12 protein-coding genes are annotated in these 12804 nt (G+C 64.5%); 5 read left to right on the forward strand and 7 right to left on the reverse strand.

From position 1 onward, the window contains the following. Position 1: 1 nt before the first annotated feature. The 3 genes from argC to QOL68_RS14590 all read right to left on the reverse strand — a co-directional run bounded on the left by argC (position 2) and on the right by QOL68_RS14590 (position 3359). The gene (argC, locus tag QOL68_RS14580; protein WP_282949757.1) at positions 2–922 is read right to left on the reverse strand and encodes an N-acetyl-gamma-glutamyl-phosphate reductase; all 921 of its coding nucleotides are present in this window, start codon (positions 920–922) and stop codon (positions 2–4) included. A gap of 4 nt (positions 923–926) precedes the next feature. Beyond that, complete coding sequence (locus tag QOL68_RS14585; protein WP_282949756.1) at positions 927–1871, reverse strand: C40 family peptidase; 945 nt, start codon at positions 1869–1871, stop codon at positions 927–929. 75 nt (positions 1872–1946) lie between these two features. Next, entirely contained in the window at positions 1947–3359 is a 1413-nt protein-coding gene (locus tag QOL68_RS14590; protein ID WP_282949755.1) for a leucyl aminopeptidase family protein, read from the reverse strand. Between the two features lie 66 nt (positions 3360–3425). Here QOL68_RS14590 and QOL68_RS14595 point away from each other — a divergent pair, with 66 nt between their 5' ends. Beyond that, a complete protein-coding gene (locus QOL68_RS14595) occupies positions 3426–4235 on the forward strand; it encodes a DUF4163 domain-containing protein (protein WP_058455514.1) in 810 nt (269 codons plus the stop codon). A gap of 12 nt (positions 4236–4247) precedes the next feature. After that, positions 4248–4430 carry a DUF3008 family protein gene (locus QOL68_RS14600; protein ID WP_058455343.1) on the forward strand — a complete coding sequence of 61 codons (183 nt, stop codon included), beginning with the start codon at positions 4248–4250 and terminating at the stop codon, positions 4428–4430. Here QOL68_RS14600 and QOL68_RS14605 read toward each other — a convergent pair whose 3' ends face one another. Next, positions 4431–5963 (reverse strand): flavin-containing monooxygenase, encoded by a 1533-nt coding sequence (locus QOL68_RS14605; RefSeq protein ID WP_282949754.1) that lies wholly within the window; start codon positions 5961–5963, stop codon positions 4431–4433. A 195-nt stretch (positions 5964–6158) separates the two neighbouring features. Here QOL68_RS14605 and QOL68_RS14610 point away from each other — a divergent pair, with 195 nt between their 5' ends. Further along, the gene (locus tag QOL68_RS14610) at positions 6159–7283 is read left to right on the forward strand and encodes a DUF47 family protein (protein ID WP_282949753.1); all 1125 of its coding nucleotides are present in this window, start codon (positions 6159–6161) and stop codon (positions 7281–7283) included. A gap of 15 nt (positions 7284–7298) precedes the next feature. After that, positions 7299–8312 (forward strand): inorganic phosphate transporter, encoded by a 1014-nt coding sequence (locus tag QOL68_RS14615; protein ID WP_282949752.1) that lies wholly within the window; start codon positions 7299–7301, stop codon positions 8310–8312. On the opposite strand, the gene QOL68_RS14620 is transcribed toward QOL68_RS14615, so the two are convergent. The 3 genes from QOL68_RS14620 to QOL68_RS14630 form a co-directional block, all read right to left on the reverse strand. After that, complete coding sequence (locus tag QOL68_RS14620) at positions 8313–9791, reverse strand: DUF4403 family protein (protein WP_282949751.1); 1479 nt, start codon at positions 9789–9791, stop codon at positions 8313–8315. It lies immediately after the preceding gene. 365 nt (positions 9792–10156) lie between these two features. Then, entirely contained in the window at positions 10157–11524 is a 1368-nt protein-coding gene (rimO, locus tag QOL68_RS14625) for a 30S ribosomal protein S12 methylthiotransferase RimO (RefSeq protein WP_282949750.1), read from the reverse strand. A gap of 165 nt (positions 11525–11689) precedes the next feature. Next, positions 11690–12397, reverse strand: a complete 708-nt coding sequence (locus QOL68_RS14630; RefSeq protein ID WP_282949749.1) for an esterase/lipase family protein — start codon at positions 12395–12397, stop codon at positions 11690–11692. Positions 12398–12461: 64 nt separating this feature from the next. Here QOL68_RS14630 and QOL68_RS14635 point away from each other — a divergent pair, with 64 nt between their 5' ends. Continuing rightward, positions 12462–12788, forward strand: coding sequence for a DUF423 domain-containing protein (locus QOL68_RS14635; protein ID WP_282949748.1), 327 nt, complete (start codon positions 12462–12464; stop codon positions 12786–12788). Positions 12789–12804 lie beyond the last annotated feature (16 nt).

The raw sequence follows: 12804 nt of genomic DNA on the forward strand, positions 1-12804 counted from the left end.
CCTAGAGCCGCAAGCCCGCCGTTTCCGGCAGCCCTGCCATGATATTGAGGTTCTGGACACAGGCGCCGCTCGCGCCCTTGCCCAGATTGTCGAGCCGCGCGACGAGGCGGATCTGCGTGCCGTCGGGGCTGGCGTAGAGCATCAGTTCCATCCGGTCGGTCGCTTCGTCGCTCTTGCGGAGCAGCAGCTCGCTCTCGTCGGCCGCGCGGCGCACGCTCACCAGCGGCGACCCGTCGAAATGAGCAGCGAGCGCTTCGAAGGCGGCGTCGGCGGTCGCAGCGCCGAAGTTCAGCGGAACCTCGACCAGCATACCGCGATAGACGGGCACCACTGCGGGCGCGAACAGCGGCGGATGTACCAGCCCGGCGCCCTTCGTCATTTCGGGTACATGCTTGTGGGCAAGGTTCAGGCCATAGCTGCGAAAGCCGATGTCCTCGTCCGCCTCGAACCTTGCGATCAGCTCCTTGCCGCCGCCCGAATAACCCGACACCGCGTTGACGCTGAGCTGAGCGTCGCGGGCAATAATCCCCGCGGCAACCAGCGGCGCAACGAGCGCGAGAAAACCTGTCGGATAGCATCCCGGGTTGCTGACACGCTTCGAACCCGCGATCGCGTCACGCTGCGCGGCGCTGAGTTCGGGAAAACCATAGACCCAGCCGGGCGCAACGCGGTGCGCGGTCGATGCGTCGATGATCCGCACATCGGAATTGGTGACCATCGCCACCGCTTCGATCGCGGCAGCGTCCGGCAGGCAGAGGATGACGACGTCGGCGCCGTTCAACGCCTCGGCACGGTGCGCGGCATCCTTGCGCTCGGCGTCGGGCAGGGCGATGAGCGCGAATTCGCTCCGACCGGCAAGCCGCTCGGCGATTTCCAGGCCCGTCGTTCCCGCCGCGCCGTCGATGAAGACCGTCTGGGTCATGGCTTTATCGCAGTCTTTTGTAGCCGATGACCGGCACGTCATTGCCTTTCGCAGCCGACCGCTTCGCAACCTCTGCAAGCGGTTCGACGCGCACCTCCATCCACTGGCGGCTCGCGTGGATGATGTTCTGACTATCGGCCATGATCCCGACGTGGCCGGGAAAGAAGACGAGATCGCCGCGCGCGAGATCGGCTTGGTCGACATCCTTGTCGACGCCGAGCGCGGCAAGCTGCAGATCGCTGTCGCGCGGCAATTGCACACCGGCCGACGCCCAGGCGAGCTGCACCAGCCCCGAACAATCGATGCCCTTCGCGGTGCGGCCGCCCCACAGATAGGGCGTGCCGACCATCGATTCCGCAATCGCTGCGGGATCGTCATGCTCGCTGCCGACCTCGACCAGCGCGGCGATCGGCAAATAACCATGGGCGGTCTTCAGCCACTCGCCCTCGGTCTCGCCCATCACGAGCGCCCCGCGCGGCAGGACGGCATGTGCGCTGGCGGCGGCGTCGGGCGCCGAGTGCAGCGCCGCCTCGATCATGTCGACGCGGTGGGTCGGTGCGATCGGCGCACCGAGCGCTTCGGCCGCCAAATAGCCGACATAATGATCGGCGAGGCTATAGCCCCAAGCCCAGCCGCCCGTGAGATCGAGCAGCGCGAAACCTTCGCCAAACAGCAACTCGCTCGTTTGGTCGGCGTCGAGCGACGGCGACCCGCGCATCACCGCGGCCGGCAGCACGCCGCTCACCATCATTGGCGCGGCGTAATGCGGCGCAAAATGAATGCCCGCGACCGCGATGTCGGCGAGGTCGGGACGGATTGCGACGATGCGCGGATCGAACGCGTGCGATGTGCCCGTCAGGCCGAAATGATCGCGGCCCCGTCCGGCCAGGCCGGGGCGTCCCATGCGCACGCGGTTTGCCGCTGAATGTTCGCCGCTGTTCGCTGTCACGTCTTGTCCTGTAACTCGTCTTTATCCGCGCTTTGCGGAAAGTCGCGGCGCATTAGACCAGCGGCCCCGGCTTTATCAAGGACGATCGCCCTTCTTGCGGCGGTCATAGCGGGCTTGAAGCATCGCCCATGCGGCGCGCACGCCGAGTGCGGCGCCGCCCTTCGGTCGGCCGGGTTTCGCCGAGGGGCGCCAGGCGAAGGTGTCGAAATGGGCCCAGGGTGTGCCGTCGGGGACGAAGCGCTTCAGGAAGAGGGCGGCGGTGATCGATCCCGCGAAGGGCGAGCTTCCGGCATTGCCGATATCTGCGATATCGGTTTCGAGAAGGTCGGCATAACCATCCCACAACGGCATCCGCCACAGCGGATCGTCGCGGTCGGTCCCGCCCTTGAGCAGGTCGTCAGCGAGGCTGTCGTCGTTGGCGTAAAGCGCCGGAAGGTCGGGGCCCAGCGCTGTCCGTGCGGCACCTGTGAGAGTCGCGAAATCGACGATCAGTTCAGGCTGGTCTTCACCCGCCCTGGCAAGCGCGTCGCCCAGCACCAGTCGCCCTTCGGCGTCGGTATTGCCGATCTCGACCGTCAGCCCCTTGCGGCTCTTGAGCACGTCACCGGGTCGGAAGGCATCGGCCGAAATCGCATTCTCGGCCGCCGCTACGAGGCAGTGCAGGCGGACCGGCAGCCCGCTTGCCATTACCAGTTCGGCAAGCGCGAGCACATGCGCGGCGCCGCCCATATCCTTCTTCATCAGCCGCATCCCCGCTGCGGGCTTGATGTCGAGCCCGCCGCTGTCGAAGCTGATCCCCTTGCCGACGAGCGCGACGCGCGGATGATCGTCCTTGCCCCATTCGATCTCGATCAGTCGCGGTGCATGATGCTTCGCCGCCGCGCGCCCGACCGCGTAGATCATCGGATAGCCCTGTTCGAGCGCTTCGCCCTTGGTCACGGTCAGCTTGGCGCCGTGCGCCTTGGCGATGCGTTCGGCCGCCTTTTCGATCGCAGCGGGCCCCATGTCGGCGGCGGGTGTGTTGACGAGGTCGCGGACGAGCGCGGTCGCGCGCATCTCGGCAACCGCCGGCGCGATCGCAGCGACATCGGTGGTCAGCAGCACGCGCGGGCCTTTCGTCGGCGGGTTCGATTTATACGCGTCGAACCGATATTGTGCGCTCAGCCATCCGAACAGCGCCTTGCCCGGCTGATGGCCCTCAACCCGATAGCGTCCCTCGGGCAGGATCTGGGCGAGCTTGGCAAGACACCACGCCGATAACTCGTCGACTTTCGCGACCGTCGTGACGACTGCCCAACGCTCGGGATCGTCGCCGGGCAGGATTGCGTGGACGAAGGCGTCCGGTTTGAAACCGACCGCGGCCAGATGCGCGCGCTCGCGGGCATTGCGCCCCTTCAGCCATTCATCATAGCCCTTCTTGTCGACGAGATGGATCGGGCGGGCATCCTGTCCCTTGTCGGGCTGGATCAGGTCGGAATAGTCGGTCATGCCGAGGTGCTAGGCCGCCGGGGATATTTTGTCGATTCCCTGCGTTGTGCGATCATGCCCTACCGAATGACCGCCATAATCCTCTCGATACTGCTACTCGCCGCAGGCTGCTCGAAAGACGAGCCGACGAAGGTCGACAAGGCGGTCGCCGCATCGGTCCCGGGCGCCCCGCCGGGCGGAAGCGAGGATGCGCTGGCCAAAGGCGCGCCCGCTTCGGACATAAAGGAAAAGAACGATCTGATCGAATTCGCTTATGCCTATCCCGCCGAGGCGGCACAAATTCCCGAACTCGCCAAATTTCTCGACGCCGATCGACAGGTCAAACACACCGCACTGGTCGCGGCAGCCGAGCGCGACAGGGCGGCGTCGGCGAAGGGGCATTTCCCTTATCACGCACACAGTCACCTGCAGAAATGGCTGCGGGTCACCAATACACCCCGCTTTCTCAGCCTTTCGGCGGAAATCGAGACATATGCGGGCGGCGCTCATGGCATGACGAGCTTCGACACCTTGCTGTGGGATCGCAACAAACGTGCCCGGTTGAAACCCGTCGATCTGTTCGTCAGCCCCGAAGCCTTCGATGCCGCGATCCGCGAGGATTTCTGCGATCGGATCAAGCAGGCAAAAGCGGCGAAGGGCATTCAGACGCCTGACGAGCCCGGCAGCCCGTCTGCCAGATGCCCGCCCGTGTCGGCGCAGACGGTCTGGGTCGGCTCTTCGGACGGCCGTTATCTGGACCGGATGACGATCGCTATCGCTCCCTACGAGATCGGGCCCTTTGCCGAGGGGAGCTACAAGATCAACATGCCGGTGACTTCGGCGCTGGTGCGCGTCGTGAAGCCTGAGTTCGCGCGCGACTTCCTGCCGGTCAACTGAAGGAGATCGATCGTGCCTGCCAGATCCAAAGCGCAACAGAGAGCGGCAGGTGCCGCGCTCAGCGCCAAGCGCGGCGAAACGCCGAAGTCGAAACTCAAGGGTGCATCAAAGGACATGCTCGAAAGCATGACCGAGAAACAGCTTGAGGATTTCGCGAAAGGCTCGGCCAAAGGCAAACCCGAACGCCTCGGATGATTATTCGGCCGCTTCGAGTTCCGCAGCTGCTGTGGCGGCCGTCGCCACCGCGCCCGCCTTGGTGAAGGTCAGCACGCCATCGGCGATCTCGCCTGTGCGCATGTCGACGCGGTCTTTCACATAATGCTGGTTGAGCCGCCACGGCAGCGCGTCGGCATTTTTCGGCATGATGTGCAGTGAACGCTGGATATAGCCCGACGAAAAGTCGAAGATATTCTCTTCGGTCAGGCTGTTCGGATCCTCTAGCACCGGTGTTGCGATATCGGCGCCGGCCGCCTTCATGTGGTTCAGCACGCGGCAGACATATTCCGACACGATGTCGGCGCGTAGCGTCCAACTGGCGTTGAGATAGCCGAACACGACCGAGAAATTCGGGACGTTCGAGAACATGCAAGCCTTGTAATAGAAATGCTCGTTCCACTGGATCGTTTCGCCATCGACGCGCACCGGAATTTTGCCCGCGACCGCGAGCTTCAGGCCCGTCGCGGTTACGATGATGTCAGCGTCGAGATGCTTGCCTGATTTGAGCTGGATGCCGGTCGCATCGAAGCGTTCGATATGGTCGGTCACCACCGAAGCCTTGTCCGCCTTCATCGCCTCGAAGAAATCGGCGTCAGGTACGAGGCAGAGGCGCTGCTCCCAGGGATTGTAGGGCGGGGTGAAGGCTTCGGGGTCATATTTGTCGCCCAGGTTCTTCTGGAGCTGTTTGGTCAGGAACTCGCGAACCTTCTCGGGCTTGTTGCGCGCCTTGTTGAAGACGATGTCCTGCATCTTCACATTCTTGAAGCGCGTGATCTTGTAGGCGAGTTCGCTTGGCAGAACCTTGCGCAGGAAGTTCGCGAAGGCGTCTTTGGCCGGGCGGATCGCATACCAGGTCGGCGTGCGCTGGAGCATGGTGACATGGGCCGCGCCCTTGCCGTCGCCCTTTTCGGTCATCGATGGGACGATCGTCACCGCGGTCGCGCCCGATCCGATCACGACGACCTTCTTGCCCGCGTAGTCGAGATCCTTGGGCCAGAATTGCGGATGGATGATCTGCCCCTGAAAATCCTCGCGACCCGCAAATTGCGCATCGAACGGTTCGTCATAGTCATAATAGCCCGAGCCGAGGTAGAGCCAGCGCGCCGTCGTCGTCGAGGTCGCGCCCTTTTCATCCTCCGTCGTCACCGTCCAGCGCGCGGTGGCGCTGTCCCAGTCGGCGCCGACGACCTTGGCGTTGAAGCGGATCTTGTCGCGGATACCGCGCTCGTCGACGATGCGATTCAGATATTCGAGGATCGATGGGCCGTCGGCGATCGACTTCTCATGCTTCCACGGTTCGAACACGAAGCCCAGCGTGTGCATGTCGCTGTCGGAACGGATCCCCGGATAGCGGAACAGGTCCCAGGTGCCCCCAAGGTTCGCGCGCCGTTCGGCGAGCGCGAAACTGCGGTCGGGGCAGTTCATCTGCAGGTGCACCGCCATGCCGATGCCCGAAATGCCCGCGCCAACGATCAGGACGTCCTGGTCCACCGGGCTTGCCGTGCCTGCCATGATTTCGTCTCCCGTTTGTCTTTGACCCGCAGCTTACGCACCGCGTTGCATTTTGCAATCGAATTGACGTTTACGGAAAGGTCCGATCGGGCTAAGCGCTGCCACTACTGTCATTCAATTGTCATATTATCGTCACCAAATTGCAATTTCACATTGCGGCGCGGGGCGGCCAGCGGAACCTGCAGACCCGAATAAATGCGCCAGATTGCCGTTCTTCCTTACCGGTTCGGTGGCCTCGACAAGGATGGGCCGACCGAAATCCTGCTCGTCACCTCGCGCGGGACGGGACGCTGGGTCATTCCGAAGGGAAACCCGCTCACCGGTCTCGACCGGCATGCGTCGGCGGCGATCGAGGCCGAAGAGGAAGCCGGCGTGCTCGGCGCGGTCTGTCCGACCTCGATCGGCAGCTATGAATATCGCAAGCGCCGCGCGAACGGCGCCGCGATCATGTACAATGTCGAGGTGTTTCCCCTCGCGGTGACGCGCGAACTCGACGAATGGAAGGAAATGGACGAGCGCGAACGGCGCTGGTTCACGCTCGATCAGGCCGCTGCGTCGGTCGACGAGCCCGATCTTCAGGCGATGATCCGGTCGTTCGGCGACCGCGGTTTTCGCGCCGCGGCGCAGCGGTCGGGCGTCGTCTATAATGTTGCCCAAAAGACAGGGGTCAATCACATGTTCGGCTGGTTCCAGCGCCTGCTTCCGAAGCAGGGCAATTTCTTCGAGCTGTTCGAGGCACACGCGGCGACGCTGACCGCGGGCGCCGAAGCGCTCGCGCGGATGCTGCAGGGCGGCGAGGGCATGGCCGACCATGTCCAGGAGATCATCGAGCGCGAGCATGACGCCGACGCGATCACGCGCGAGGTGCTGCAAACCGTTCGCCGCACCTTCCTCACCCCGTTCGACCGCAGCGCGATCACCGATCTGATCGCCTCGATGGACGATGCAATCGATGAGATGCAGAAAACCGCCGGCGCGGTCGACCTGTACGACGTCACCGAATTCGAGCCCGAAATGCGCGATATCGGCGGGATCATTGTCGATGCCGCCCGGTTGACCGCCGAGGCGCTGCCGCTGCTGCGCAATATTTCGGCGAACGGGACGCGCCTTCATGAGCTCACCGAACGGCTCGTGCGCATGGAGGGCCATGCCGACGAGATCCATGCCGCGGGCCTCAAGCGGCTTTTCAAGGAGCATGGTGAGGCGAACCCGACGCAGTTTCTGATCGCTCGCGAACTGTTCCGACATCTCGAACGCGTTACCGACAGCTTCGAGGATGTCGCGAACGAAATCGACGGCCTCGTCATCGACCACGCGTAAGCGGGGGCCCGCCCGATGCACGAACTCGCTTTTCCGCTTCTCGTCGGCCTGATCATCCTCGCGCTGGCGTTCGATTTTCTGAACGGTCTGCACGACGCGGCGAACAGTATCGCGACCGTCGTCGCGACGCGCCTTCTGCGGCCGGTGCAGGCCGTGGTCTTTGCCGCCTTCTTCAACTTTGCCGCCTATTTCCTGTCGCTCGCCTTTCCCGAACTCCACAAGGTCGCCGAAACGATCGGGAAGGGGATCATCGACAAGGATCTGGTGACCCCGGCGGTCGTGTTCGGCGCACTGGTCGGGGCGATGTTCTGGAACGTCGTCACCTGGCTCAAGGGCATTCCCTCGTCGTCGAGCCATGCGCTGGTCGGCGGGATCGTCGGTGCCGGGGTGGCGCATGCGGGGTTCGAGGGCATCGAATGGACGGGGCTCAACAAGACGGTTCTCGCGATCTTCCTGTCGCCGATGCTCGGTATGCTGCTTGCCATGCTGGTGATGCTGCTCAGCAGCTGGGCCTTGCGCCGCGCGAGCGCGAAATTTGCCGAAAGCACCTTCCGCACGCTGCATCTCTTCTCGTCGGCAGCCTATTCCTTGAGCCACGGGCTCAACGATGCGCAGAAGACGATGGGGATCATCACGGTCCTTCTCTATTCGACCGGTTATTTGACCGGCGAGTTCCATGTCCCGCACTGGGTGGCGATCAGCTGCTATATCGCGATCGGCCTCGGAACGCTGTCGGGGGGCTGGAAGATCATCGAGACGATGGGCGGCCGCATCACCAAACTGTCGCACCATCAGGGTTTCGCCGCTTCGACCGGCGGCTCGATCGTCGTGTTCACCGCCAGCCTGCTCGGCATCCCGGTGTCGACGACGCATACGATCACCGGCAGCATCATCGGCGCCGGCGTTGCCCGCCGCGCGAGCGCGGTGCGTTGGGGTGTCGCGAGCAATGTTGTCGCGGCGTGGTTCATCACCATCCCGGCGAGCGCCATGGTGGCGGCCGCCTTCTACGCGCTGACGCGCCTCTTCTGATCATTTCGCGGGGCGATACGCAATATCGGCCGCGCCGGTCATCCGAACCGGCAGATAGAGGCCGTTTCCGTACGCCCTGATTTCGCCCGTTTCAAAGCCGTCGACCCGCGTGCGGATGACAAAGGCGCCCTCACGCCGCTGGTTCACCGCGCGTTTGATCTTGCCTTGGAGTTCGTCGAGGTCGCGCGAGAAATTCTGCGTCAATGCATCGGCAATCAGCGGGGCAAAGCCCGGGCTCTGACCGAGCGAGATCAGCAGGTCGCCGCCGACCCCGTCGGTGTCGCCGTTGATCGACAGATTGGTGAAATGCACCTCGGCCGATCCCGGCTCGTTGACGGGAACCGCGGTCATCCAGATGCGCCCGCGCGTCGGCGCCCCCGATCGCATCTCCAGCTTTGCTTCGACGTCGACGCCGACCGCAATCCGGCCGCCGGGTGCGCCGTAAATGGTGGACTTGCCGAACGTCACCATCATCGAGCCGAGTTTCGGAAGGACAAAGGGCCGCGCCGACCGTTTGGCGAGCGCGCGATCGACGACGGGCTGGAGTATGGCATAGTCAGCGATCACCGGCACGCGGACATCGAGATGCGGCTTGGGCATGTCACGCACAAGGCGCGGTAACGGGGTGGGCCTCGGATCGGCCGGGCGACCCGACACGAAGGTTTCTGTGATCGCCTCGAGCCCTAGGTTGAGGTTCATGCGATCACCCTCGATCCGGTAGCCGCCGTAGAGGATGCGCTGCGGCGTCACGCGCATCCACACCGGCGGGTTCTCGCGGTTGAGTTCGAGCGCGGCGAAGCTCTGCCGCCACACGTCGGCGGCCTGTTTGCGAATGTCGATCTTGGCGATCTCCCGGTTCACCTCGCGCTCGACGTCGCGCACGACGGGCTTCAGCTTCGCGTCGGCTTCGTCGGTGAAGGTGATGCGCTTGCCCAGGAAATCGATCCCAGGCGCCTTGGTCCAGCCATAGCTGATCCGTGCCTTGCCCTGCGTGCGCCAGTCGGGCGTGAGTTCGATGCGGACGCGCGCATGCGCCATGGCGGCGCCGGTCGCGGTCTCGCCCTTCAGCACCCCGCCCACGTCGCGCGCGGCGATCGTCGCGTGGAGCGGCACGTCGACGACGATCTCGTCGCCCTCGCCGCGCAGCCGCAGCGGGCCGCGCGTCACCTGGCCGACGATCGTGCAGGCGATGGGCGGCGTGACCTTGACGTTCTTGCCGAAGACCTTGACCCGCTGCGGCTGGACGCACGCCCGCTCGCGCTGGTTGATCGTCCACAGCGTTGTCGGCACCGCACGTTCGAGCGCCTGTTTGAGCGAAGCGGTGCTGGCGTTGATCGGCACCGCGATCAGCGACTTCTGTGTTGGGGAGGGGGCCTTGTCGGTCGCGCGCGGTGGCGCTTCGACCTCGGTCTGGCGGTCGCAGCCGGTCAGCGCGACGCTCGACAGCAACGTGGCGGTCGCCAGCTGGACTAGTCGCATACTGTGCCCCCGCTACCGTCTCTGCTCCTTATAACGGCAATTGGCGGAAGCCGTTCCTTGCAGAAAAGCACGGCACGAAAAGCGGCGGAAATCTACCTAACTTCACTCTGAAATCGCATTTTGTTGGCGCTCAGCAACCTCCCCTCGTGACCCCGGACCTGATTCGGGGGCCACCGGCCACCAGTGCCAAGAATGGATCCCGGATCACGTCCGGGGTGACGAAGGAGAGGAATGGGGCTGGTTTCCGAAACGGCGGAAAACTGCGCAACTTCACTCGCGATTTGCTGTTTGCGGGGGCGAGCAGCCGTCATTCCGCAAAGCTATGCGGCCCGGGCAATGTAGGACAGCGATTTTTCGCAGGCTGGCTAGGCCACCACCCCGAACAGATCATGTTCGTCGGCGTCCTCGATTTCGACGTCGACGATGTCGCCGGGCTTCAGCGTTTTCGCGACGTCGCGAAGATATACATGGCCGTCGATCTCGGGCGCATCGGCCTGGCTGCGGCCGGTGGCGCCAATGCTGCCGTCCTCATCCGCCTCGCCCACCTCGTCGATGATCACCGGCAGCGTGCGGCCGATCTTGGCTTCGAGCTTCGCGGCGCTGATTGCGGCGGTCTTCGCCATGATACGCTGGTAGCGCTCTTCCTTGACCTCTTCGGGAACCGGATTGTCGAGCGCATTGGCCTGCGCGCCCGCCACGGGTTCGAAGCGGAACGCGCCGACGCGGTCGAGCTGGGCTTCGTCGAGCCAGTCGAGCAGATAGCGAAAATCATCCTCGGTCTCGCCGGGGAAGCCGACGACGAAGCTCGAGCGGATCGCGATGTCGGGGGCGATCGCGCGCCAGCTTTTCAGCCGTTCGAGTACCTTCGCTTCGTTCGCCGGGCGCTTCATGCGCTTGAGAACGCTCGGGCTCGCGTGCTGGAAGGGGATGTCGAGATAGGGCGTCAGCAACCCTTCGGCCATCAGCGGGATCACCGCATCGACGTGCGGGTAGGGATAGACATAATGGAGGCGCACCCAGGGGGCGCGGCCTTCGCTGGTCTTCAATTGGCCGAGTTCGCGCGCAAGGTCGGTCATATGCGCGCGCACCTCGCGGCCGTGCCACTGGCGCGGATCGTGGCGGATATCGACGCCATAGGCTGACGTGTCCTGGCTGATCACCAGCAGTTCCTTGGTGCCCGCGGCGACTAGCTTCTCGGCCTCGCGCAGCACCGCGTCGATGCGGCGGCTGACGAGTTTGCCGCGGAGGTCCGGGATGATGCAGAAGGAGCAGCTGTGGTTGCAGCCTTCGCTGATCTTCAGATAGCTGTAGTGGCGGGGGGTGAGCTTCAGTCCGCCTTCGGGAACGAGGTCGACGAACGGTCCTTGGGTGGGCGGCGCGGCGTCGTGGACGGCGTCGACGACCTGTTCGTACTGATGCGCGCCGGTGACCGCGAGCACGTTCGGGAAGCGCGCGCGGATGACTTCGGCTTCGTTGCCCATACAGCCGGTGACGATGACGCGGCCGTTCTCGGCCATCGCTTCGCCGATCGCCTCGAGGCTTTCTTCCTTGGCGGAATCGAGGAAGCCGCAGGTGTTGACGAGCACGACGTCGGCGCCCGCATAGTCGGGCGACAGGCCGTATCCGTCGGCGCGCAGCTTGGTGAGAATCCGTTCGCTGTCGACGAGCGCCTTCGGGCAGCCGAGCGACACCATGCCGACCTTCGGCTGGGTGGGGAGGGTTTTGACTGTCATGATTGGCGGGGCGCATAGGGGATTTTTTGTGGTTTGTCACCATAGCTGTGCTTGCCGCCGACCACGCTCCGCTTCGTCATCCCGGACTTGATCCGGGATACATCGCCGCGCCGAAGGCATGGACCCCGGATCAAGTCCGGGGTGACGAAGGAAAAATGCTGTCTGTCAGCTCTTCCCAGCCAGCGTATCGGCGATGATCCGCCAGACGCGCGGGGCGATGCCGAGGCCCAGATGCGTCGCGTCGACCTTTATATTCCGTGCCTGGTCGTTGTAGATGTCGACCGCAATGTCCGGCCCGACGATGCCGTCGCGGTCGGAGTAGATGACGGTGAGCGGCTGGGTCAGGCCCTTGAGGTTGCGGGCATGGATGTCGCGCTCGATCGCGTCGAAGTCGCGGCCCGCAAAGCGCTGGGCGAGCGCGGTATATTTGGGACCGCCGATGATGGGCGTGCCCAGAGTGATGATCTCGCGGACGAGGTGCGGGTAGGCGCGGGCGGTCTCGCGCGCGATGACGCCGCCGAGGCTCCAGCCGATCAGGGTCAGCGGAGCGCCGTCGGCCTTCACCCATTCGGCCGCCTGCGCGGCGAAGCGTTCGACGTCGGCGGCGACGCGGCCGTTGTTCCGACCCATGCCCCAGTCGCGGACGTTGTAGCCGAGGTGACGGAGATAGGCCTCGAGCGGGCGCATCGACAATTCGCTGGCGCCATAGCCGGGGAGCAATACGACCGAGCGGCCGTCGCCGCGGGGCGCGCCGATCAGGTGGTAGCCGCCAAGGCCGAAGCGGATCATGTCGAACGGCAGCGCAAGCTCGCCGAGCGTCGCGAGCTTGCTCGGCGGCTTCAGTCCCTCGGGAAATGGAACGTCACGGGGCATCGCCTTCTCCCTCTTCTCCGCCTATAGCTTGGCCGATTGCAGGCATTTAGGGAAGGGGACGCGGGTGCTCGGGGCATTGGCAGCGATTTCAGCGGCGATGGCGGTGGCAGCGGGCGCGTTCGGTGCGCACGGCGCGGCAGGACCGCAGGAGGCCGAATGGCTGCGCACCGGCGGCATCTATCAGCTCATCCATGCGGTCGCGGCGCTCGCGATCATGGGCGTCGCGCGCGGACCCGCGATCATGTTACTGGTTGGCGGCGCGATTTTTGCGGTCACGCTTTACGCGATGGCGCTGGGCGCGCCGAAATGGTTCGGGGCAGTCACGCCGATCGGCGGGACGTTGCTGATCGGTGGCTGGCTGTGGGCGGCTTGGCTTTTCTGGCGAGGCTGAAGTCGCAGGCAGCCGA

This window comes from Sphingopyxis sp. Geo25, from assembly GCF_949769135.1.
In the GTDB taxonomy this organism is placed as follows: domain Bacteria; phylum Pseudomonadota; class Alphaproteobacteria; order Sphingomonadales; family Sphingomonadaceae; genus Sphingopyxis.

Bases quoted from the DNA above. Each gene is read 5' to 3' on its own strand.
- rimO (WP_282949750.1), bottom strand. From the start codon at position 11,524: ATGACAGTCAAAACCCTCCCCACCCAGCCGAAGGTCGGCATGGTGTCG.
- QOL68_RS14605 (WP_282949754.1), bottom strand. From the start codon at position 5,963: ATGGCAGGCACGGCAAGCCCGGTGGACCAGGACGTCCTGATCGTTGGC.
- QOL68_RS14620 (WP_282949751.1), bottom strand. From the start codon at position 9,791: ATGCGACTAGTCCAGCTGGCGACCGCCACGTTGCTGTCGAGCGTCGCG.
- argC (WP_282949757.1), bottom strand. From the start codon at position 922: ATGACCCAGACGGTCTTCATCGACGGCGCGGCGGGAACGACGGGCCTG.
- QOL68_RS14630 (WP_282949749.1), bottom strand. From the start codon at position 12,397: ATGCCCCGTGACGTTCCATTTCCCGAGGGACTGAAGCCGCCGAGCAAG.
- QOL68_RS14610 (WP_282949753.1), top strand. From the start codon at position 6,159: ATGCGCCAGATTGCCGTTCTTCCTTACCGGTTCGGTGGCCTCGACAAG.
- QOL68_RS14595 (WP_058455514.1), top strand. From the start codon at position 3,426: ATGACCGCCATAATCCTCTCGATACTGCTACTCGCCGCAGGCTGCTCG.
- QOL68_RS14590 (WP_282949755.1), bottom strand. From the start codon at position 3,359: ATGACCGACTATTCCGACCTGATCCAGCCCGACAAGGGACAGGATGCC.
- QOL68_RS14615 (WP_282949752.1), top strand. From the start codon at position 7,299: ATGCACGAACTCGCTTTTCCGCTTCTCGTCGGCCTGATCATCCTCGCG.